The sequence below is a fragment of the Clostridium prolinivorans genome (assembly GCF_004011155.1).
GTDB classification, from domain to species: domain Bacteria; phylum Bacillota; class Clostridia; order Clostridiales; family Clostridiaceae; genus Clostridium_AT; species Clostridium_AT prolinivorans.
Genome location: NZ_RJWG01000001.1, coordinates 289605 through 312636, shown reverse-complemented (window position 1 = coordinate 312636; position 23032 = coordinate 289605). Strand labels below are relative to the sequence as shown.

Annotated in this window: 23 protein-coding genes; 22 read left to right on the top strand and 1 reads right to left on the bottom strand. The window is 26.4% G+C overall.

Annotated elements, in window-relative coordinates; translation table 11 throughout:
* The first annotated feature begins 11 nt into the window (after positions 1-11).
* The 22 genes from rbfA to EGD97_RS01395 all read left to right on the top strand — a co-directional run bounded on the left by rbfA (position 12) and on the right by EGD97_RS01395 (position 22551).
* The gene (gene rbfA, locus EGD97_RS01500) at positions 12-371 is read left to right on the top strand and encodes a 30S ribosome-binding factor RbfA (RefSeq protein ID WP_078681627.1); all 360 of its coding nucleotides are present in this window, start codon (positions 12-14) and stop codon (positions 369-371) included.
* Positions 364-1317 carry a DHH family phosphoesterase gene (locus tag EGD97_RS01495; protein WP_228201956.1) on the top strand — a complete coding sequence of 318 codons (954 nt, stop codon included), beginning with the start codon at positions 364-366 and terminating at the stop codon, positions 1315-1317. Before rbfA ends, EGD97_RS01495 begins: the two co-directional genes overlap by 8 nt.
* On the top strand, positions 1317-2186 hold the full coding sequence (gene truB / locus EGD97_RS01490) for a tRNA pseudouridine(55) synthase TruB (RefSeq protein ID WP_078681629.1): 870 nt from the start codon (positions 1317-1319) through the stop codon (positions 2184-2186). The genes EGD97_RS01495 and truB overlap by 1 nt, the downstream gene beginning before the upstream one ends.
* A gap of 11 nt (positions 2187-2197) precedes the next feature.
* Positions 2198-3175, top strand: a complete 978-nt coding sequence (locus EGD97_RS01485; RefSeq protein WP_078681630.1) for a bifunctional riboflavin kinase/FAD synthetase — start codon at positions 2198-2200, stop codon at positions 3173-3175.
* A gap of 84 nt (positions 3176-3259) precedes the next feature.
* Complete coding sequence (rpsO, locus tag EGD97_RS01480) at positions 3260-3523, top strand: 30S ribosomal protein S15 (protein WP_078681631.1); 264 nt, start codon at positions 3260-3262, stop codon at positions 3521-3523.
* A 124-nt stretch (positions 3524-3647) separates the two neighbouring features.
* Entirely contained in the window at positions 3648-5762 is a 2115-nt protein-coding gene (locus EGD97_RS01475) for a polyribonucleotide nucleotidyltransferase (protein WP_078681632.1), read from the top strand.
* A gap of 57 nt (positions 5763-5819) precedes the next feature.
* The gene (locus EGD97_RS01470; protein WP_078681633.1) at positions 5820-7082 is read left to right on the top strand and encodes a M16 family metallopeptidase; all 1263 of its coding nucleotides are present in this window, start codon (positions 5820-5822) and stop codon (positions 7080-7082) included.
* Complete coding sequence (gene dut / locus EGD97_RS01465; RefSeq protein ID WP_205693935.1) at positions 7079-7528, top strand: dUTP diphosphatase; 450 nt, start codon at positions 7079-7081, stop codon at positions 7526-7528. Before EGD97_RS01470 ends, dut begins: the two co-directional genes overlap by 4 nt.
* Positions 7529-7596: 68 nt before the next feature.
* Positions 7597-7872: a YlmC/YmxH family sporulation protein gene (locus EGD97_RS01460; protein WP_078681635.1), complete on the top strand. Its 276-nt coding sequence runs from the start codon at positions 7597-7599 to the stop codon at positions 7870-7872.
* A 12-nt stretch (positions 7873-7884) separates the two neighbouring features.
* Positions 7885-9084: an aspartate kinase gene (gene dapG / locus EGD97_RS01455; protein ID WP_078681636.1), complete on the top strand. Its 1200-nt coding sequence runs from the start codon at positions 7885-7887 to the stop codon at positions 9082-9084.
* Between the two features lie 59 nt (positions 9085-9143).
* Positions 9144-9830 (top strand): ClpP family protease, encoded by a 687-nt coding sequence (locus EGD97_RS01450; RefSeq protein ID WP_078681637.1) that lies wholly within the window; start codon positions 9144-9146, stop codon positions 9828-9830.
* 91 nt (positions 9831-9921) lie between these two features.
* The gene (locus tag EGD97_RS01445; protein WP_078681638.1) at positions 9922-12171 is read left to right on the top strand and encodes a DNA translocase FtsK; all 2250 of its coding nucleotides are present in this window, start codon (positions 9922-9924) and stop codon (positions 12169-12171) included.
* A 178-nt stretch (positions 12172-12349) separates the two neighbouring features.
* On the top strand, positions 12350-13687 hold the full coding sequence (gene rimO / locus EGD97_RS01440; protein ID WP_127836388.1) for a 30S ribosomal protein S12 methylthiotransferase RimO: 1338 nt from the start codon (positions 12350-12352) through the stop codon (positions 13685-13687).
* A complete protein-coding gene (gene pgsA, locus EGD97_RS01435) occupies positions 13671-14216 on the top strand; it encodes a CDP-diacylglycerol--glycerol-3-phosphate 3-phosphatidyltransferase (protein WP_078681640.1) in 546 nt (181 codons plus the stop codon). Before rimO ends, pgsA begins: the two co-directional genes overlap by 17 nt.
* A gap of 183 nt (positions 14217-14399) precedes the next feature.
* Entirely contained in the window at positions 14400-15452 is a 1053-nt protein-coding gene (gene recA / locus EGD97_RS01430; RefSeq protein WP_078681641.1) for a recombinase RecA, read from the top strand.
* Positions 15453-15633: 181 nt separating this feature from the next.
* Positions 15634-17187 carry a ribonuclease Y gene (gene rny, locus EGD97_RS01425; protein WP_078681642.1) on the top strand — a complete coding sequence of 518 codons (1554 nt, stop codon included), beginning with the start codon at positions 15634-15636 and terminating at the stop codon, positions 17185-17187.
* A 123-nt stretch (positions 17188-17310) separates the two neighbouring features.
* Positions 17311-17571 (top strand): stage V sporulation protein S, encoded by a 261-nt coding sequence (locus EGD97_RS01420; protein WP_078681643.1) that lies wholly within the window; start codon positions 17311-17313, stop codon positions 17569-17571.
* 247 nt (positions 17572-17818) lie between these two features.
* Positions 17819-19015 (top strand): pyridoxal phosphate-dependent aminotransferase, encoded by a 1197-nt coding sequence (locus EGD97_RS01415; RefSeq protein ID WP_078681644.1) that lies wholly within the window; start codon positions 17819-17821, stop codon positions 19013-19015.
* A gap of 17 nt (positions 19016-19032) precedes the next feature.
* On the top strand, positions 19033-19494 hold the full coding sequence (locus EGD97_RS01410) for a PTS sugar transporter subunit IIA (protein ID WP_078681645.1): 462 nt from the start codon (positions 19033-19035) through the stop codon (positions 19492-19494).
* 81 nt (positions 19495-19575) lie between these two features.
* Positions 19576-19836: an HPr family phosphocarrier protein gene (locus EGD97_RS01405; protein WP_078681646.1), complete on the top strand. Its 261-nt coding sequence runs from the start codon at positions 19576-19578 to the stop codon at positions 19834-19836.
* A 90-nt stretch (positions 19837-19926) separates the two neighbouring features.
* The gene (gene purB / locus EGD97_RS01400; protein WP_078681647.1) at positions 19927-21369 is read left to right on the top strand and encodes an adenylosuccinate lyase; all 1443 of its coding nucleotides are present in this window, start codon (positions 19927-19929) and stop codon (positions 21367-21369) included.
* Between the two features lie 189 nt (positions 21370-21558).
* Entirely contained in the window at positions 21559-22551 is a 993-nt protein-coding gene (locus EGD97_RS01395; protein ID WP_407643115.1) for a tyrosine recombinase XerC, read from the top strand.
* Positions 22552-22568: 17 nt separating this feature from the next.
* Here EGD97_RS01395 and EGD97_RS01390 read toward each other — a convergent pair whose 3' ends face one another.
* Entirely contained in the window at positions 22569-22925 is a 357-nt protein-coding gene (locus EGD97_RS01390; protein ID WP_180376945.1) for a hypothetical protein, read from the bottom strand.
* Between the last annotated feature and the right edge of the window lie 107 nt (positions 22926-23032).

The following is a 23032-nucleotide window of genomic DNA, read 5'->3' as shown; positions in this document are numbered from 1 at the left end:
GAGAGGATTATGTGGTTAATTATAGAAGAGGTAAAATTAACGAAGAAATAAAAAGAGAATTAAGTAATATAATTCATAATGATCTAAAAGATCCAAGATTAACTGCTATGATTAGTATAACAAATGTTGAAGTAACACGAGATTTACGCTATGGAAAAGTTTTTGTTAGTGTATTTGGTAGTGAAGATGATAAAAACAATTCTATTGTTGCTTTAAAAAATTCGGCTGGATTTTTAAGAAGAGAATTAGGACACAGAATTAATTTAAGATATACTCCTGAACTTATTATTGAATTAGATAATACTATAGAAAAAGGCATGCATATAGATTCTCTAATAAAAAAAATAAAGGAGAATAATGAAAATGCTTAATGAAATTATTAATAAAATTAAGTGTAGTGAAAATATAGGAATTACTTTCCATATTTCACCTGATGGAGATTCTTTAGGCAGTGCATTAGCTTTAATGATTGGATTAAAAAAAATAAATAAAAATGTATATATAATTTGTAATGATAATATACCAGATATTTATGATTTTTTGCCTTATATTAAAGAATTATCAGTTGATTCTTATAAAATTAATAATATAGATTGCATTATTGTACTCGACTGTGGCAATTTTTCACGAATTTCTGCAAATTTGGATTTAAATAATAAAGAATACACTTTGATAAATATTGACCATCATATTTCTAATGAAAAATATGGAGATTTAAATTATATTTCGCCAACTTCGGCCGCAGTTGGCGAAATAATATATGAACTTCTTAAATTATTATATGTACCTGTAGATAAAGATATGGCTACATGTCTTTATACATCTATTATTTCTGATACAGGAGGATTTAAACATTCAAATACTACTTCTACAACGCATAAGATAGCAGGAGAACTTATTGATATAGGCATTGATCATAGTGAGATTTATAGAATGCTGTTTGAAAATGTTAAATTCGAAAGAGTAAAGTTATATGGGAAAGTTATAGATGCAATGTATCTTTCAAAAGATAAAAATATATGTATAATGAAGCTTACAAAAGAAATGCTAGATGAAATTGGTATTGAAGCTTCAGATACATCGGATATTATATCAATTGGTGTAAACATTGATACCGTTGAAGTAACTGTTTTATTAAAAGAAACGGATAAAGGTACAAAAGTAAGCCTTCGTTCAAAATCTATTGTTGATGTTAGAAAAATTGCAGAATATTTTGGAGGTGGTGGGCATATTAGGGCTTCAGGTATTTTAATTAATAAACCTCTTAAAGAAACAGAAAATTTAATAATAAAAGCTATAGAAAAAGAGTTGATATAATGAATGGAGTTATAAATATTTACAAACCTTCTGGAATTACATCTTTTCAAGCAGTTAAAAAAATAATGAATGTATGCAATACCAAAAAAGTAGGTCACACTGGTACACTTGATCCACTGGCTTCAGGTGTGCTACCTATTTGCATTGGTAAAGCTACAAAAATTGTTGATTTTATAATGAGTGATACAAAAGTTTATAATGCAGAATTAATTTTAGGGATAGAAACTGATACTTATGATAAAGAGGGGAAAATAATTTCTCAAAAGAATGTAAATATTGATAAAAAACATGTAGAATCAGTTATTTTATCTTATATTGGAGAAATAATGCAAGAACCTCCTATGTATTCTGCATTAAAAGTTAATGGAAAAAGATTATACGAATTAGCGAGAGAAGGCAAAATAATTGAACGAAATAAACGAAAAGTTTTCATATATGATATTAAGATAAGAGAAATTTTACTTCCTTTTGTAAAATTTACTGTAACATGTTCTAAAGGAACCTATATTAGAAGTTTATGTAATGATATAGGAAAAAGTTTAAATGTTGGTGCAACTTTATGGAATTTAGAAAGAATCAAAACTGGTAGTTTTAATTTAGAAGATTCAGTTCATTTGGATATAATTAACAATACAAATATTGTTAATTATATAATACCTATTGATAAAGTACTTAACAATTATGAAAAACTTTCTTTTAATAGTAAATATGAAAAACTTTTAATTAATGGTGTAAAAATAAATAATAAGTATATTTTGGGTAATATAAAAATTAATAAATTATACAGGGTATATATAGATAATGATAAATTTATTGGACTAGGGATTAAGGATGATGAAGGATTTAAGATCACTAAATTATTAATTTAGGAGTATTTATTATGATAATATTAGAAGATAATTTTAAAACATATATAAAAGAAAAAACATATATTGCGCTAGGAAGTTTTGATGGATTACATATAGGACATATAAGTTTGATTAATAAAGCAATAGAATTATCAAAATTAAATAACAGTAAAAGTATGGTTTACACTTTTAAAAATCATCCTTTAAGTATAATAAATAAAAATAAAACTCCAAAATTATTAATGGATAATTATACAAAATTAAATATATTAAAAAGCTTAGGAATTGAAATTGTAAATTTAGTTCATTTTAACAATGAATTTATGAAAATATCTCCAGAAGATTTTATTTACAATATGATAAAATTTTATAATGTAAAAGGAATAATTGCTGGATTTAATTATAGATTTGGATATAAAAATAATGGTGATGTCGAATTATTAAAAAAACTTAGTAAAAAGTTTAAATTTGAATTATATATAGTAAATCCTATAGTTTATAATAAAGATATAGTTAGTAGTTCTAGAATACGTAATCTTATAGGAAATGGAGAAATTGAAACTGCAAATAAAATGCTTTTAATTCCATTCATGCTTGGTGGAAAAGTTATAAAAGGGAAACAAATAGGAAGAACTATTGGTTTCCCTACTGCTAATTTAAAATATAATATTAATATTATACTACCACGAAAAGGTGTATATTTTACTTTAATACAATACCAAGGAAATATATATAAAGGAATTACAAGCATAGGATATAATCCAACAGTTGAAAATTCAAAAAAAAATATTTCAGTTGAAACATATATATTGGATTTCAATAAAGATATTTATGGTGAAAATATAAATATATATTTTATATCTAGAATAAGAGATGAAATAAAATTTAATTCTATAAAAGAATTAGCTACACAATTAGAAAAAGATAAAAATTTTGCGCAAATTCAAAAAATAGAAGATATTGAGTTTAAAATAAAAAACAATTTACAATCTAATTTTTATCTGTTATAATTACACTCGTGAACCTTATTCTAAGAAATTTGAATTGCCGACGTATTTCTTGGAATATAGGCATAATTTTTGGAGGTGTATATTTTGGATAAGGCAAAGAAACAAGAAATTATTGAAAATTTTAAAAGACATGATGGGGATACAGGATCTCCTGAAGTTCAGATTGCAATTTTAACTGAAAGAATAAATCATTTAACTGAACATTTAAAAGAACACAAAAAAGATCATCATTCAAGAAGAGGTCTTTTAATGATGGTTGGTAAAAGAAGAGGTCTTTTAAATTATCTTATGAAGGAAGATATTCAAAGATATCGTGATATCATTGAAAAACTTGGATTAAGAAGATAATAAATATAGAGCGGCTAAAAACCGCTCTATTGTTTTAAAAAATTAGGTTTAACATATTATAATTTATAATATGTTAAAATTAAGTCGATAATAATAAAAAGAAATATTGAGAGGAGGTAAATATATGAGTAATATATTTGAAACTATTGTTTCAGGTAGAAAATTAAAAGTAGATTATGGAAAAGTAGGCATGTTATCTAATTGTGCTTTGCTCGTAAGTTATGGAGACACTGTAGTACTTGTTAATGTGAATGCATCTGAAAAGCCAAGAGAAGGAATTGATTTTTTTCCTTTAAGTGTTGAATATGAAGAAAGACTATATGCAGTTGGAAAAATTCCTGGAGGGTTTATAAAAAGAGAAGGTAAACCTTCAGAGAAGGCTATACTTGCAGGAAGAGCTATTGATAGACCATTAAGACCATTATTCCCTAAAGGTTATAGAAATGATGTTCAAATTGTATGTACTGTGTTATCTGTTGAGCCTGACAATCTTCCAGAAATATTATCAATTAATGCAGCATCTTTAGCATTATGTATTTCTAGCATACCATATAATGAACCGGTAGGAGCTGTATCAGTAGGGTTAATTAACGACAAATTTATTATAAATCCAACTTTAAAAGAAAGAGAACAAAGTAGTTTAAATTTAACAGTTTGTGCAACTAAAGATAGAGTTATGATGATTGAAGCAGGTGGAGATGAAATTCCTGAAGATGTAATGTATAATGCAATAATGTTTGGCTTTGAAGAATGCAAAAAAATAGTTAAGTTTCAAGAAGAAGTTACACAAAAAATAGGGAAAGAAAAGTTAGTACCAGAAATTTATGAAGTTAATAAAGAATTAGAACAAGAAATCAAAGAATTTGCTTTTGATCAAATCAAAGATGCTATGTATATAATAGATAAAGATAAACGAAATGAAGCAATGGATAAAATTAAAGAATTAATTAATGAAAAATTTATTGAGAAATATCCTGATAGTGATTCAGATATAGCTGATGTAGTGTATAGAATTCAAAAAGATATAGTAAGGAATATGATATTAAAAGAGAAGAGAAGACCCGATGGCAGGAAATTTGATGAAATAAGACCAATAAGTTGTGAAGTTTCTATTTTACCTAGAACACATGGAACTGGATTATTTACTAGAGGGCTAACTCAAGTATTGACAGTAGCAACTATTGGTGCTTTAGGAGATGTACAAATATTAGATGGATTAGGTGATGAAGAATTTAAGAGATATTTACATCATTATAATTTCCCAGCTTATAGTGTAGGAGAAGTAAAGCCTTTAAGAGGTCCTGGAAGAAGAGAAATAGGACATGGTGCATTGGCAGAAAAAGCACTAGAGCCTCTAATACCATCTGAAGAGGAATTTCCATATACTATAAGACTAGTTTCAGAAGTATTAAGCTCTAATGGATCAACTTCTCAAGCAAGTGTATGTGGAAGTACATTAGCTCTTCTTGATGCAGGGGTTCCTATAAAAAGACCTGCTGCAGGTATAGCTATGGGACTTGTTACAAGTGAAGATTTAAGCGAAGAAGTTATATTAACGGATATACAAGGAATTGAAGATTTTTTTGGAGATATGGATTTTAAAGTAGCAGGAACTGAAGTTGGTATTACAGCTATACAAGTTGATACAAAAATACATGGTTTATCTAATGAATGTATAAAAAAGTCTATGGAAGATGCTAAAAAAGCAAGATTATTTATATTAAATAAAATAAAAGAATGTATTCCAGAGCCTAGAAAAGAATTATCACCTTTCGCTCCAAGAGTATATACTATAACTATTGACTCAGAAAAAATCAGAGATGTTATAGGTACAGGAGGAAAAACTATAAATAAAATTATATCTGAAACTGGTGTTAAAATTGATATAAAAGAAGATGGCAAAATTTTTGTTATGTCTAATGATGCTGTAGGTGCAAAAAGAGCATTAAAAATGATTGACGATCTTACTAAAGAGGTGAAAGCTGGAGAAGTTTACTTAGGTAAAGTAACTAAAATAGCAAATTTTGGAGCTTTCGTAGAAATACTTCCAGGCAAAGAGGGTCTTGTTCATATATCAAAATTAGATGTAGAACGAGTTAATAAAGTAGAGGATGTTGTGTCTGTTGGAGATGAAATTTTGGTAAAAGTAACTGAAATTGATGGCCAAGGAAGAATTAATCTTTCTAGAAAAGATGCTATAAAGGATTCAGAAAGTAATGAAAATGAAACAAAAAAATAGAAGGGCAATATTGCCTTTTTATTTTTTACAAAATTTGTATATTGAAAGGAGGATAAAATGTATAAAAATTTTATCTTAGATAACGGCCTTAGAGTAGTAGTTGAAGATATTGAATATGTAAATTCAGTAAGTGTTGGTTTATGGATAGAAAACGGTTCAAGAAACGAAGATAAACATAATAATGGAATTTCTCATTTTATAGAACATATGTTGTTTAAAGGAACTAAAAAAAGAAATGCAAAACAAATTGCAGAAAGTATTGAAGATGTAGGAGGACAAATAAATGCATTTACAGGTAAAGAAACAACTTGTTTTTATGTAAAAGTATTAGATACCCACTTAGAACTTTCTTTTGATATTTTATCTGATATGATTTTTAATAGTGTATTTAATTATGAAGATATAGAAAAAGAAAAGGGGGTTATAATTGAAGAAATAAATATGAGTGAAGATTTACCTGAAGATGTTTTATCAGATCTTCATAGTAAAGCTATTTGGGGTGATGATCCTATATCTATGCCTATTTTAGGTACTATAGAAACAGTAAAATCTTTTTCACAAAAACAGCTTTTAGAATATCTTCATTCATATTATATTCCAGAAAATTGTGTATTATCTATAGCTGGTAAAATATCTACAAATAATATAGAAAATTTAGTAAATAAATATTTTGGGAAATGGCCTTATTATAAATCTAAAACAATAACTCAATATACATATCCTAAAATTTTAAAAAATCATTTATTTAAGCAAAAAGATATTGAACAATTGCACATAAACTTAGGTATTAATGGTTTAGAAATAGGTAATGACGATATATATAGTTTATTAATTTTAAATAATATGTTTGGTGGAGGGGCTTCGTCAATATTATTTCAAAAAATAAGAGAAGAGCTTGGAATTTGTTATAGTATATATTCATATATTTCTTCTTTTAAAAATACAGGTATAATAAGTATTTATACAAGTTTAAATCCGAGATATTCTAATCAAGTTATTGAATTAATAAAAAAAGAAATATATAAATTTTCTAACTTGAGTATTACAAATGATAAACTTATTAAATTAAAAGAGCAATTAAAAGGAAGTTACATATTAGGATTAGAAAGTACTAGCAGTAGAATGTTTAGTAATGGCAAATCAATGCTTTTTTTTAATAAAATTGATACTCCTGAAGATATAATAAAAAAAATAGATATTATAACCATAGAAAATTTAAATAATGTTATGGAAAAAACATTTAAAAAAGGTATACAAAATTCCGCTTTTGTAGGAGAAAGTGTTAATTTAGATTCAATAATAAATATAATAAAGGGGTGATACGATTGCTTCTAAAAATTAAAAAAGTAAGAGGATTTGAAGATTTACCTACACCAAAATTTATGACAGATGGTTCAGTTGGCATGGATTTATATGCAGCACTTAATGAAGTTGCTATTATAAAACCATTTGAAAGGAAAAAAATACCTGTAGGTATATGCATTGAGCTTCCTAAAGGATATGAAGCTCAAATACGTCCAAGAAGTGGATTAGCAATAAAATATGGTATAACTTTGTTAAATACTCCAGGAACAATAGATTGGGATTATCGTGGAGAAATAAGTGTTATAGTTATAAATTTTGGAAATGAAGATTTTATTGTAAAAAGAGGTGATAGAATTGCTCAAATGGTATTCAATAAAATTGAAATTCCAGAAATCCACTTAGTTAATGAAATTAATTCTACAACTAGGGGAATTAGTGGATTTGGGTCAACAGGGAAATAGTAATAAAAATTTAATAGCTATCATAATATTTTATTATAATAATGTCCTTATTTAAAAGGGGGAGAACTATGAGTGATAATATAAAATATTATAGCGAAATGGAAAAATATGAAATAATAAATATTAATGATGGAGAAAAATATAGCTATCTAGGTAATAATGATATAGTAGTAGATGAAGAAGGTAATTTAAAATTTTTAATACTTAATAGTCAAAAAACAAGATTTTCTTTATTTGGTGGGAATGAGTTTATAGAAGTACCTTGGGAATATATAAAAAAAATTGGTTCTAGAACTATAATCTTAGATGCGGAAGAAAATACCCTTAAAAGAACTAGAATGTAATGGAGGTATATGATGAAAATACTTGTACAAAAATTTGGTGGAACATCTGTATCTACGCATGAAAGAAGATTATTAGTTATCGATAAAATAATAAATGCTTTAAAAACTGGATTTCAACCTGTTGTTGTTGTTTCTGCTATGGGAAGGAAAGGAGATCCTTATGCAACAGATACTTTATTATCATTAATAAGTGATGAATTAAAAGAAAAAAATCCTTTAGCTACAGATTTGCTTATGAGTTGTGGAGAAATTATAAGTACTGTAGTTATGTGTGATGAGTTAAATAACGCAGGGATAGAGGCAATTCCGCTTACAGGAGGGCAAGCTGGAATTATTACAGATGATAATTTTAACAATCCTTCCATAATAAATGTTGATATTAAAAAAATTTTAAATATAATTAATAATAAAAAAGTACCTGTTGTTGCAGGTTTTCAAGGTCAAACTGAATCGGGATGTATTACTACATTAGGAAGAGGCGGAAGTGATGTTACTGCATCTTTACTTGGTGTAGCTCTAAATGCTGAAGAAATTCAAATATATACTGATGTAGACGGGATTATGACAGCTGATCCTAAAATTGTATCAGATGCTGCATTAATTAAAGAAATAAGCTATAATGAGGTCTTTCAATTTGCTGATGAAGGTGCAAAAGTTATACATCCAAGAGCTGTAGATATTGCTATGAAGGGAAATATTCCGTTAATAATTAAAAATACATTAAAAAATTGTAATGGTACTGTAATAAATAATACAGGTTCTTTAAATTTTAACAATATTATAACTGGAATAACTTATATGAATAATAGGATTCAAGTTAAAGTTAGCTTAAATGAGAACCAAAATAATGATAACTATTTTAGACTATTAGACATACTTGCACAAAATATGATAAGTATAGATTTAATTAATGTTTTTCCAAAGCAAAATATATTTACTATTAGTGAAAAAGATTTAAATAAATTTAAAAACATAATGAAAACATTAAATTTACAATATAGTTGCATTTATAAATGTAGTAAAATTTCTTTAATTGGCAATCATATAAAAGGTGTTCCAGGTGTAATGGCAAGAGTGCTAAAAGCTCTTACAAAAGCTAATATAGAAGTACTTCAAACCTCAGATTCACATACAACTATTTGGTGTTTAGTTGAAGAAAAATTTACTGAAGATGCTATCAAAGTTCTTCATTCAGAATTTAAATTAGGATAAAGCATGTATATATAAATCTCCTTCTGCATAAACTAAATTTGTGTTGGGAGGAATGTAATATGTCAGAAGAAAATGATAAAAAAGATTTTGAAAACATAAAAGAGTTAGGAGTAACAAATATAACAAAAATTGATGAAAGAATTCAAGTATTGCCTATTATAGGCCAAATAGAAGGCCATTTAATGCTTCCGCCTCAAACAAAAACTACTAAATATGAACATTTTATTCCTCAATTAATTGCTATTGAAACGAATCCTTCAATTGAAGGGGTATTAATAATATTAAATACTGTAGGTGGAGATGTAGAAGCAGGTTTAGCTATAGCTGAAATGATTACAAGTTTAAGTAAACCTACAGTTTCACTTGTAATTGGAGGAGGACATTCAATAGGAGTTCCGCTTGCAACTTCTGCAAACTATTCTTTTATTTCACCAACTGCTACGATGATAGTTCATCCAATTAGAATGAATGGATTAGTCATAGGAGTACCTCAAACATTTGAATATTTTAATAAAATGCAAGAAAGAATTATTGAGTTTATAATTAGAACAAGTAGAATAAAAAGGGAAACATTAAAAGAGCTTATGCTGCAAACGGATGAATTATTAAATGATATGGGAACTATACTTATTGGAAAGCAAGCAGTTGAGTATGGTTTAATTGATGATATAGGTGGAATAAGTGAAGCTTTAAAAAAATTAGAAGAACTTATAAGTAATAAAAAAAATAGCACAAAAAAACCATAGATTTAGATCTGTGGTTTTTTTATGCTATTTTTTAAAATAAATTTTAAAATATGATTAAAGGATATTTTTTAATTATGTAGAATATAAAAGTATGGAGGTGCATAATTTGACTACAAAAAAAAATAAAAAAAATTATAATAATGATATTAAAGGATTAATATATATAACTTTTGGTATTTTATCCTTAATTAGTTTATTTTCCTCCTCTTCTTCGGGAATTGTAGGACAATATATAAAAAAAATTTTTTTGTTTGTATTAGGAGTAGGAGCATATATATTCCCTTTTTTTATAATTTTTATAGGTTTTTGTTATATAATAAAAAAAGGAAAAATTATTTTTAATAATAAACTTTACGGATATTTGCTATTATATTTTAATATTTTATTAACTATTCAAATGATTAACTTAAAAAGATATTACGATAATGATGTAATATCTGGCATAATTAAAATGTATAATTCTAGTACTATTATACATGGTGGAATAATTAGTTATTTAATTGACATTTTATTAAATAAATTTTTTGGAACAATAGGCTCTTATGTTATATTTATTTTTATATATATTTTATCTTTTATATTAATATGGCAAATTTCATTATATAATATTATAATATATTTAAAATTAAGTTTTAAAAAAGGAGTTAAAATTAAAAAAAATGATAAAAATAGTATAGATACAAAAGAAAATTTTAATAATGATGATTCTTTTGTATTGGAAGATAAAGATAAATTTATAAATAAAATTAATAATAAAATAAAAATAATTGATTTTATGAAATCATCTGAGATTAATAATGCAGATGATTATAAACTTGTTCAAAATAATGAAAATTCTAATGAACAAATAAATAAAGAACTAGAAGAACAAATAAATAAAAATTTTAATGATTTAGAAACAGAATATATTGTCCCTTCTTCAGAATTGTTAAATATAAATAATTTTTCTAAATTAAATAAGGAAGACAAAAAAGAACTTATAAATAGTGCTAATAAACTTGAAGAAACTTTAATTAGTTTTGGAGTTGAAGCTAAGGTTATACAAGTAGCTAAAGGCCCTTCTGTAACGAGATTTGAAATTCAACCAAATGCTGGAGTAAAGGTAAGTAAAATAGTCAATTTAGCAGATGATATTGCTTTAAATTTAGCGGCTTCAGGAGTTAGAATAGAAGCACCTATACCAGGAAAATCTGCAGTAGGGATAGAAGTTCCTAATAAAGAATTAATGCCAGTATTCCTTCGAGAGGTTATAGAATCACAGGAATTTATTAGTCCAAATAAAAATTTAGCTTTTTGTCTTGGAAAAGATATTTCTGGGAATTGTGTAGTGGCAGATCTAACAAAAATGCCTCATGTTCTTATTGCTGGGGCAACAGGATCAGGTAAAAGTGTATGTATCAATACTTTAATTATTAGTTTATTATATAAATATTCCCCTGAAGAAGTAAAACTTTTAATGATAGATCCTAAAGTCGTTGAACTTAGTATTTATAATGGTATCCCTCATTTATTAATACCAGTTGTAACAGAACCTAAAAAAGCTGCAGGAGCATTAAACTGGGCTGTAAATGAAATGACAAAAAGATATAAACTTTTTGCAGATAACAATGTAAGAAATATAGAAGGTTATAACGAATTAATATCTAAAAGTGGATTAGGAGATAAACTCCCTTGGATTGTTATAATTATAGATGAACTTGCAGATTTAATGATGGTTTGCCCTAATGATATTGAAGATTATATAGGAAGACTTGCACAAATGGCTAGAGCTGCAGGAATGCATTTAGTTATTGCTACTCAACGTCCATCTGTTGATGTTATTACTGGTGTTATAAAAGCAAATATACCATCTAGAATATCATTTGCTGTTTCAAGCCAAATAGATTCTAGAACAATTTTAGATTGTTCTGGTGCAGAAAAATTACTTGGTAAAGGAGATATGCTTTTTTATCCTCTTGGCGAATCAAAACCTATTAGAATTCAAGGAGCATTTATATCTGAAGAAGAAGTGGAAAAAGTAGTTTCGTTTATTAAAAATCAAAAAACAGAAATTGAATACAAAACAGAAATTTTAGAAGAATTAGATAATTCTTCAGATAAATCTAATTCTGAAGAACTTGATGGATTAATAAATGAAGCAATAAAAATAGTATTTGAAGCAGGACAAGCATCTACTTCTCTGCTTCAAAGAAAATTAAGAATTGGTTATAATCGAGCAGCAAGAATTATTGAACAAATGGAAGAATTAAAAATAATATCTGCTAGAGATGGCAGTAAACCAAGACAAATTTTAGCGGATAAAAATAATATAGAAAATTTTAACTATAAAGTTTCTAATTGAATAATAAATTTAAATGTATAATTACATTCGTTTTAAAAATTTAATTATAAAGAAATAAAGTAACTTTTAAAATATATGTCTATAAATAAAATAAATAAATTTTATTTAATAAATAACTTGTTAATTTTTCAATTTAAAACTAAAATAAATATGTATTATAGTAATAGGAGGAAATTTTGTGGAAAAACTAAAGTTTGGTATTATAAGTTTAGGATGTGATAAAAATAGAATTGATTCAGAACTTGTTATTGCAAAATTAAACAAAAAGTATGAGTTAGTTATTGATCCTAAGGAAGCAGACATTATACTGATTAACACTTGTGGATTTATAGAATCTTCTAAACAAGAATCTATAAATACTATACTTGAAATGGCTAAATATAAAAAAATATATAAATGTAAAATTTTAATTGTTACCGGATGCTTAAGTCAACGTTACAAGGAAGAATTATTAGATCTAATGCCTGAAATAGATATTATTTTAGGAGTAAATAACTATGATAAATTACTAGAAAGTATTGATATTTTTTTAAAAAATAATAATAAATTATTATATTGTGAAGATAATGATAATTTTATATATGATGGTGAAAGAGTTTTAACTACAAATAAACATTTAGCCTATTTAAGAATAAGTGAAGGATGTAATAATTTTTGTACTTATTGCGTAATTCCAAAAATAAGAGGTAAATACAGAAGTAGAAAAATTGAAGATATAATTAACGAAGCTAAAATACTTGCTAATAATGGTGTTAAAGAGCTTATATTAGTAGCACAAGATACTACTATGTATGGCATTGATATATATAATGAAAAAAAACTTCCTTTTTTAATAAAAAAACTATCTCAAATAGAGGGCATAGAATGGATAAGACTGATGTATGCATATCCTGAAGAAATTACAAAAGAATTAATATTAGAAATAAAAAATAATTTAAAAGTTTGTAAATATATAGATATGCCTATTCAACATATTAGCAATAGTGTTTTAAGAAGAATGAATAGAAGAGGTAAAAAAGAAGATATAATAAATAATATTAATATGATACGAAAAGAAATTAAAGATATTTGTTTAAGGACTTCCATAATAGTAGGGTTTCCAGGAGAAACTGAGGATGAATTTAATGAATTAAAAAAATTTATAAAAGATTTTAAATTTGATAAACTTGGAGTATTTGAATATTCTCAAGAAGAAGGTACTGTGGCTGCAACTATGAGTAATCAAATTGATGAAAATATTAAAAAGTTAAGGAAAGAAGAATTAATGCTTTTACAACAACAAATTTCTAGAGAACTAAATGAAAATAAAATTGGCAATATATATGATGTCTTAATTGAAAAATATGAAAATGGAATATATTATGGAAGAAGTTATGAAATGGCTCCTGATATAGATGGTAATGTATTCCTTTCTTCTAACGAAAATTTTAGAATAGGTGAGATAATACCTATTAAAATAACAAAAGCTTTAGAATATGATTTAATAGGAGTTGTATATAATGAATCTTGCAAATAAACTTACAATTATTAGAATTTTTCTTGTACCAGTTTTTTTAATTTTTATAGCTGTTAAAGAAATACCATATGGAACAATAATAGCCACAGCCGTATTTATTTTAGCCGCTCTTACTGATAAACTTGATGGATACATAGCTAGAAGTAGAAATCAAATAACTCGATTTGGTAAATTCATGGATCCTTTAGCAGATAAATTATTAGTGACAGCAGCTTTAATATCTCTTGTGGAATTTAAAATTATACCAACATGGATTGCAATGGTTATTATTGCAAGAGAATTTGCCGTAACAGGGTTACGTTCTATTGCAGCTTCTGAAGGAATTGTTATTGCTGCAAGCTGGTGGGGAAAAATTAAAACTTTTACTCAAATAATAGCTATAATACTTAGTTTAATTAATTTGACTTATAGCAATACATTTTTTATAATTTTTTCAAAAATAGTTATGTATGTTGCTGTCGTAATAACTATTTTGTCAGGAATAGATTATTTTATAAAAAATAAAGAAGTAATAAAGATAGACAAATGATTATTATATGAAAATTAAGGCTATAATTTAGCTATCATATAAAAAGTTCCCATTATATATAAAGGCTATATATAATGGACTTTTTATTAATATAACGTTGACCAAATAAAATTATTAGTATATAATTATATAGAACAAATGTTCGTACAAAAGAAAGGAAGTGAACCCTATCATAGGGATATTATGGATAATGAAAGATTAAAAGCTATTGAAGATGCTATGAATAAAATTGAAAAACAGTTTGGAAAAGGTTCTATTATGAAGTTAGGAGAACACAGTGTTTTAAACCTTGATTCAATATCAACAGGCTGTTTAGATTTAGATATAGCCTTAGGAATTGGAGGAGTACCTAGAGGTAGAATTATAGAAATTTTTGGGCCAGAATCTTCAGGTAAGACTACAGTTGCTCTTCACATTGTTGCAGAAGCACAAAAGAACGGAGGAGCTGCAGCGTTTATTGATGCTGAACATGCTTTAGATCCTACTTATGCAAAAGCTTTGGGTGTAGATATTGATAATTTGATAGTCTCTCAACCTGATACAGGAGAACAAGCTTTAGAAATTACAGAAGCATTAGTTAGATCTAATGCAGTAGATGTAGTAGTAATTGATTCTGTTGCAGCTTTAGTTCCAAGAGCAGAAATTGAAGGAGAGATGGGCGATTCGCATGTTGGTCTCCAAGCAAGACTAATGTCTCAAGCTCTTAGAAAACTTGCAGGTTCAATAAATAAATCTAAATGTGTTGCTATATTTATAAATCAGCTTCGTGAAAAAGTAGGTGTAATGTTTGGTAATCCTGAAACTACTCCTGGAGGAAGAGCATTAAAATTTTATGCATCTGTTAGATTAGATGTTAGAAAAACAGATTCTATAAAACAAGGTGAAGATATTATTGGAAATAGAACAAAAGTAAAAGTTATTAAAAATAAGGTAGCACCACCTTTTAAACAAGCAGAATTTGATATAATGTATGGTCATGGTATATCTAGAGAAGGAAATGTTCTTGATGTTGGAGTTAAAGAAGAAATAATTCAAAAGAGTGGAGCTTGGTTTTCTTACAATGATTCTAAATTAGGTCAAGGAAGAGAGAATGCAAAACAATTTTTAAAAGAGAATAATGAGATACTTATTGAAATAGAAAACAAAATTAGAGAAAAGTATTCTCTTCCATTAATTACAAATGTAAAATCAAAAGATAAAAATCAAGATACTTTAAAGGATGAATCAAAAAAATAAATTTATATTTTTATTTATGTAATTGAATATTTTTGTACCTTGACAGTATAATAAAAATATTATACAATAAAATACAAATACTGGTTTAGCATATTTAAATGTTGTAAATTAAATAAATACAACACCTTTTTGGCTTTTATATTTGATTATTTTATATGTAAAAAGCAAAGGAGGTGTTTGTATGAAAGGGCAACAAGGAATATATTTATTAATCTTTGGAGTTATATTAGTTATTATAGCAATTATTTGCGCTATAATATATGTAAGAAAAAATATATCTCAAGCAAAAATTTCACAAGCTGAAGAAGAGGCTAAAAAACTTTTAGCAGAAGCTTCTAAGCAAGCAGAATCTTTAAAGAAAGAAGCTGTTTTAGAAGCTAAAGAAGAAGCTCATAAAATTAGAACTGATTTTGAAAAAGAATTAAGGGATAGAAGAAATGAAATTCAAAGACTTGAAAGAAGATTAATTCAGCGTGAAGAGTTGCTTGATAAGAAAAGTGATACGTTAGAAAAACGAGAAGAAAATCTTAATAAAAAGCAACAAGAAATTGAAAATTTAGAATCAGAAATACAAGTTCTTTATATTAAACAAAGAGAGGAACTTGAAAGGTTATCTGGATTAACTTCTGAAGAAGCAAAACAGTTATTACTAGATAAAGTAGAGAAAGAAGTTAAACATGATGCTGCTTTATTAGCAAAAGAAATAGAAAATAAAGCTAAAGAAGAAGCAGACAAAAAAGCTAGAGAAATAATAACTTGTGCAATTCAAAGATGTGCTGCAGATCATGTAGCAGAAACAACAGTTCATGTGGTATCTTTACCTAATGATGAAATGAAAGGAAGAATTATAGGAAGAGAAGGAAGAAATATAAGAACTCTAGAAACTCTTACTGGTATTGATTTAATAATTGATGATACTCCAGAAGCAGTGATACTTTCTGGTTTTGATCCTATAAGAAGAGAAGTTGCAAGAATAGCTTTAGAAAAATTAATTGTAGATGGTAGAATTCATCCAGCAAGAATTGAGGAAATGGTTGAAAAAGCTAAAAAAGAAGTTGAAAATCATATTAAAGAAGAAGGAGAACAAGCCACTTTTGAAACTGGAATACATGGATTACATTCTGAGCTAATTAGACTTTTAGGAAGATTAAAATATAGAACTAGCTATGGGCAAAATGTACTAAAACATTCTATAGAAGTTTCTTATTTAGCTGGATTAATGGCCTCGGAATTAGGATTAGATGTTACAATTGCTAAAAGAGCTGGATTGCTCCATGATATAGGTAAAGCTGTTGATCATGAAATAGAAGGGCCACATGCTTTAATAGGTGCAGATATTGCAAAAAAATATCATGAGTCTTCTATAATAGTTAATGCAATTGGCGCTCATCACGGTGATATAGAATTTCAAAGCTTAGAAGCGATACTTGTGCAAGCAGCAGATGCTATTTCTGCAGCTAGACCAGGAGCAAGGCGCGAAACTTTAGAAGCTTATATTAAAAGACTAGAAAAATTAGAAGAAATTGCCAATCTCTATGAAGGGGTTGAAAAATCTTATGCAATTCAAGCTGGAAGAGAGATAAGAATTATTGTAAAGCCTGAAGATGTAGATGATGCAGGTGCAGCAGAATTAGCAAGAAATATAGTTAAAAAAATAGAAAGTGAATTAGAATATCCAGGTCAAATAAAAGTTAATGTTATAAGAGAAACTCGTGCAATTGAATATGCAAAATAAAATAATCTGCTGATTTTATATCAGCAGATTATTTTTATAAATAAAAAAGGATTTTTTATTTATATGTAGAATAAATATAATAAAGAAATTTAAGTTATAAAATTCACAGGAGGGTATTTATTTATGGAAGTATTAAAAGTTTCAGCAAAATCTAGTCCTAATTCAGTAGCAGGAGCTCTTGCAGGAGTGTTAAGAGAACGTGGGAATGCAGAAATTCAAGCTATAGGAGCAGGAGCACTTAATCAAGCAATAAAAGCAATTGCCATAGCTAGAGGTTTTGTAGCTCCAACTGGAATCGATTTAATTTGCATTCCTGCTTTTACAGATATACAAATTGATGGTGAAGAAAGAACTGCAATTAAACTTCTTATTCAACCTAGATAATATTTTTATTATAGGACTTGATATTTAATTCAAGTCCTATAATTTTTTATTTATAAAATTATTTACATAAGAAATACTAAATGATATATTATTAATAATATCATTATTATAATTATATAATAGATATACTTTTGCCATTATATTATGTTAGTTATAAAACAATATTTAAAATAAAATTAAATATAAAATATTGTATTTAATTTTAAGGTTATGTTAAAAATAAATGTAAGTATTGGAGGAATATAAAATGACCTTTTCACAAAAAGCTATGGAAATATCACCGTCTATTACATTAGCTATTGACGCAAAAGCTAAAAAAATGTTATCAGAAGGTATAGATGTTATTGGATTTGGAGCAGGTGAACCAGATTTTGATACTCCTTCTAATATAAAAGAAGCAGCTATAAACGCAATAAAAAATGGATTCACAAAATATACAGCTACATCAGGGATAAAAGAATTAAAAGAAGCAATTTCAAAAAAATTTAAAATTGATAATAGTTTAAATTATTCTTCAGAACAAATTATAGTTTCTACTGGTGCAAAACAGTCTTTATCTAATGTATTTCAAGCAATTTTAAACCCTGGTGATGAAGTTATTATCTCTACTCCATATTGGGTGAGTTATCCAGAACTTGTAAAATTGTATGGTGGAGTACCAGTATTTGTTGATACAAAAGAAGATAATTTATTTAAATATGATAAAATTTCATTAGAAAAAGTAGTTACAAATAAAACTAAAGCAATAGTATTAAATAGTCCTAATAACCCTACAGGAACTATTTATACAAAAAAAGAATTAAATGATATTGCATTATTTGCTAAAAAATATAATCTAATAATTATATCAGATGAAATTTATGAAAAACTTATATATAGTAATGAAAATCATACAAGCATTGCTAGTATTTCTGAAGATGCTTTTAATAGAACTGTAGTTATAAACGGGGTATCAAAATCCTATTCTATGACTGGCTGGAGAATTGGATATGCTGCTTCTGGAAATGAAAATTTAATTAAAATCATGTCAAATATTCAAAGTCATACAACATCAAATCCAAACTCTATAGCACAATATGCTGCATTAGAAGCACTTAATGGCCCTCAAAGCTATGTAATTAATATGAAAAATGAATTCAAAAAAAGACGTGATTATATGGTTGATAGAATAAACAACATGAAATACATATCTTCTATAAAACCAGATGGAGCTTTTTATGTTATGGTAAATATATCAAATTTATTAAGCAAAAGAATTAATAATAATTTTATTATTAATAATTCTTTAGAATTTTCTGATATATTATTAGAAAAAGAAAAAGTTGCTGTTGTACCTGGTATTGCTTTTGGAGCAGATAACTATGTAAGGCTTTCTTATGCTACTTCATTTGAAAATATAAAATTAGGGTTAGACAGAATTGAACATTTTTTAAATAATTTATAAGGAGGTTAATAAAAATAATGAATGAATTGATTAGACTAATACTCCCTGTAGATGGTAAAGTTATGCCATTATCGGAAGTTAATGATTATTTATTTAATAAAAAAATTATGGGTGAAGGAATTGCTATTTACCCTGAAGGCAATTTTATATATTCTCCTGCAGATGGAGAAATAACATTAGTTTATGAGTATAAACATGCTATTGCAATAAAAACTAAAGAAGGCATTCAGATTTTGATACATGTAGGTATTGATTCTGTAAAATTAGAAGGACGAGGGTTTGCTAATTACGTTAAAGTAGGTGATAAAGTAAAATGTGGAGATAAGCTTATGTTTTTTGACAAGGAATTTATAGAAATGAATGTTTCGCCTATAATTCCAATTGTAATAACAAACTCTGAATTAATTGATAATATAGATATAAATTATAAAGCTAGTAAAGTAGGTGAAACTCTTTTAACGATTACAATGATAAAATAATAATTTTATCATTGTAATCTACATGTAGATAATGATATAATAATGATGATAATCTATTATAAATGTTTAGAGGTGATAAAATTGGTAACTAAAGAAGTTTTGGTTAAAAATTCAACAGGACTGCATGCTAGACCGGCAACTTTATTAGTAAAGAAAGCATCATCATTTAAATCAGACGTGAGTATAGAATTTAATGGAAGAAAAGCTAATGTAAAAAGCTTAATTGGAGTTTTATCATTAGGAGTTACAAAAAACTCAACTGTTAAAGTTATAGCATCTGGAGATGATGAAAATCTAGCAGTTGAAGAAATTGTTAAATTAATTGATTCTTTAGAAGAATAGACAAAAGGCTCAAACAAGTGAGCCTTTTTGTTTACATTTTATTTTTATCTACATTAATTTTAAAATATACTTATTTTAAGGAGGATACCCATGAACTACTCAAGAGATACATATGTAACTCCCTTAACTAAGAGATACACTTCAAAAGAAATGAGCTTTTTATTTTCTGATGAGATGAAGTTTAAAACTTGGAGAAAACTTTGGGTGGCTTTAGCAGAAAGTGAAAAGGAATTAGGTTTAAATATAACAGATGAACAGATACAAGAATTGAAAGAAAATATTGATAATATAAATTATGAAGATGCAGAAGATAGAGAAAAAATAACAAGACATGATGTTATGAGCCACGTATATGCTTATGGTCTTCAATGTCCAAAGGCAAAAGGAATAATTCATTTAGGTGCAACAAGTTGTTATGTTGGTGATAATACTGACTTAATTATTATGAAGGAAGCTTTGCTTATAATAAGAAAAAAAATTATTACTGTTATTCAACATCTTTCAAAATTTGCATTAAAATATAAAGATTTGCCTACATTAGGGTTTACACATCTTCAACCAGCTCAATTAACGACAGTAGGTAAAAGAGCAACACTATGGATTCAAGATTTGCTAATGGATTTAGAAAATCTTGATTTTGTTATTAAAAATCTTAAATTTAGAGGAGTAAAGGGAACTACTGGAACTCAAGCTAGTTTTATGGAGCTATTTAATGGGGACACAGAAAAAGTAAAAAAATTAGATGAACTTGTCACAAAGAAGATGGGATTTGAACAAGCTTTTCCAGTAACTGGTCAAACTTATCCAAGAAAAGTTGATTCTATAATTTTAAATACTTTATCTGAAATATCTCAAAGTGCATATAAATTTTCCAATGATTTGCGCATACTTCAAAATATGAAAGAAATAGAAGAGCCGTTCGAAACAAATCAAATTGGTTCTTCGGCAATGGCTTATAAAAGGAATCCTATGAGAAGTGAAAGAATGGGCGCATTATGTAGATACATAATAATTAATTCTCTTAATCCTGCAATAACAGCTTCTACTCAATGGCTTGAAAGAACACTTGATGATTCTGCTAACAAAAGAATAGCAGTATCAGAAGCGTTTTTAGCATTAGATGGAGTTTTAAACTTATATATTAATATAGCTAGCAACATGGTAGTATATGAAAAAGTTATTCAATCCCACATAAATAACGAATTACCATTTATGGCTACAGAAAATATACTAATGGAAGCTGTAAAAAGAGGTGGAGATAGACAAGAATTACATGAAAAAATTAGACGTTATTCTATGGAAGCTGCAAAACAAGTAAAAGAATTTGGACTAGAAAATGACTTAATAGATAGAATAGCTAAAGATTCTGATTTTAATATGACTAAAGAAGAAATAATAAGCTTTATCAACCCTCAAAAATTTACAGGAAGAGCTCCTCAACAAGTTACTGATTTTTTAGACTTATATGTAAAACCTATATTAGAAAAAAATAATTTAGAAGAGAATATGATTGATATTAAAATTGAATTGTAATTAATTAATGATAAGCATAAAACTTTAATTATTTAAAAGTCTTATGCTTATCATTAAAATCAACCACTTCGCGAAATATACATTTCGCGAAGTGGTTGACAGGAGTAACCCATATTGATAAAATTAATTATAGTATATTATTAAATATATTATAATTAGTAAATAAAACAAGAAAGGAAAATGAATTATATGAAATATAAACATAATATCGATGATATTATAATACATAACGAATTACCTTCCTGTTTGATAGGATTCCTTAATTATTTAGAAATTATAAAAGGTAAATCTCCCAATACAATACAAGCATATAAATTTGATTTGGTCTTATTTTTTAGATTTTTAAAAATATATAAAAAAATGATACCTACCGATAGTAATATTGAATTTAATAATATTCCTATTGATGATATTGACGATGATTTTATGAATAAAATAAAATTAACAGATCTTTATGCATTTTTATCTTTTGTAGAAAAATATAGGAATAATAGTTCTTACGCAAGATCTAGAAAAGTTGCTAGCTTAAAGTCTTTTTTTAAATATCTGACAAATAAAGCTAAAATAATAAATGAAAATCCTGCTTTAGACCTAGAATCTCCTAAAATAAGCAAAAGACATCCTGCATATCTTAATTTAGAAGAGAGCAAAAAATTACTAAATTCTATTGATGGGAAATATAAAGAAAGAGATTTTTGTATAATTACAATTTTTTTAAATTGTGGCTTAAGAATTTCTGAATTATGCAATATTAATATATCAGATATAAGAGATGATGTTCTTTCTGTTATAGGTAAAGGAAATAAGCAAAGAACTGTATATTTAAATCAAGCATGTTTAACTGCTATTAATAATTATCTCATTGTTAGAAATAAAAATTTGGATAAAATTATTGATAAAGAAGCACTTTTTATAAGTAACAAATATACAAGGATATCTAAAAGAGCAGTAGAACTTATGCTAAAAAAGCACTTATTAAATGCTGGTCTAGATATAAAAAAATACACTCCTCATAAATTAAGACATACTGCAGCAACACTTATGTACAAACACGCTAATGTAGATATAAGAAGTCTTCAACAAATATTAGGACATGAAAATATATCTACTACTCAAATATATACACATGTGGATGAAGAAAGACTTAGAAATGCTATAAAAGCAAATCCTTTAAATGAGTAATTAAAAATATGAATTAATTACTCATTATTTTTTTTGCTTATATTTATTAATCCAGGGAATTCTTCATATAATTGAAGCTTATCTTCTTCTATTAATGATTTAATTTCTTTAATATCATCAATATAGTCCCATAATTCGTTATCTTCATTTAAAATTTTATTTGCTTCATCATGTAATTTATTCATTTCCTCATATTGGGAAAGTTCTTTATTATCATAAAATATTTCATCAATTTTTATAGCTTTAAGATCATATCCTTCAAGTTCAATACATTTACCACAATTATTACATTTTTTATCTGAATTTAAATCGCATACATAACAATCTCCACAATTATTGCAAAGTTTACTTTTGTTAAAAATGCATTTTTTCATTATAAATTCACCTCCTATTATTTTGTATAAGCAATTATATCAAATCAAGTAATTAAAATCAACCTACTAATATCTTCTATCTTATCAACTTTTTTATATTTGTATAA

Bases quoted from the DNA above. Each gene is read 5' to 3' on its own strand.
- EGD97_RS01495 (WP_228201956.1), top strand. From the start codon at position 364: ATGCTTAATGAAATTATTAATAAAATTAAGTGTAGTGAAAATATAGGA.
- truB (WP_078681629.1), top strand. From the start codon at position 1,317: ATGAATGGAGTTATAAATATTTACAAACCTTCTGGAATTACATCTTTT.
- EGD97_RS01485 (WP_078681630.1), top strand. From the start codon at position 2,198: ATGATAATATTAGAAGATAATTTTAAAACATATATAAAAGAAAAAACA.
- EGD97_RS01475 (WP_078681632.1), top strand. From the start codon at position 3,648: ATGAGTAATATATTTGAAACTATTGTTTCAGGTAGAAAATTAAAAGTA.
- EGD97_RS01470 (WP_078681633.1), top strand. From the start codon at position 5,820: ATGTATAAAAATTTTATCTTAGATAACGGCCTTAGAGTAGTAGTTGAA.
- EGD97_RS01460 (WP_078681635.1), top strand. From the start codon at position 7,597: ATGAGTGATAATATAAAATATTATAGCGAAATGGAAAAATATGAAATA.
- dapG (WP_078681636.1), top strand. From the start codon at position 7,885: ATGAAAATACTTGTACAAAAATTTGGTGGAACATCTGTATCTACGCAT.
- EGD97_RS01450 (WP_078681637.1), top strand. From the start codon at position 9,144: ATGTCAGAAGAAAATGATAAAAAAGATTTTGAAAACATAAAAGAGTTA.
- EGD97_RS01445 (WP_078681638.1), top strand. From the start codon at position 9,922: ATGGAGGTGCATAATTTGACTACAAAAAAAAATAAAAAAAATTATAAT.
- pgsA (WP_078681640.1), top strand. From the start codon at position 13,671: ATGAATCTTGCAAATAAACTTACAATTATTAGAATTTTTCTTGTACCA.
- recA (WP_078681641.1), top strand. From the start codon at position 14,400: ATGGATAATGAAAGATTAAAAGCTATTGAAGATGCTATGAATAAAATT.
- rny (WP_078681642.1), top strand. From the start codon at position 15,634: ATGAAAGGGCAACAAGGAATATATTTATTAATCTTTGGAGTTATATTA.
- EGD97_RS01420 (WP_078681643.1), top strand. From the start codon at position 17,311: ATGGAAGTATTAAAAGTTTCAGCAAAATCTAGTCCTAATTCAGTAGCA.
- EGD97_RS01415 (WP_078681644.1), top strand. From the start codon at position 17,819: ATGACCTTTTCACAAAAAGCTATGGAAATATCACCGTCTATTACATTA.
- EGD97_RS01410 (WP_078681645.1), top strand. From the start codon at position 19,033: ATGAATGAATTGATTAGACTAATACTCCCTGTAGATGGTAAAGTTATG.
- purB (WP_078681647.1), top strand. From the start codon at position 19,927: ATGAACTACTCAAGAGATACATATGTAACTCCCTTAACTAAGAGATAC.
- EGD97_RS01395 (WP_407643115.1), top strand. From the start codon at position 21,559: ATGAAATATAAACATAATATCGATGATATTATAATACATAACGAATTA.
- EGD97_RS01390 (WP_180376945.1), bottom strand. From the start codon at position 22,925: ATGAAAAAATGCATTTTTAACAAAAGTAAACTTTGCAATAATTGTGGA.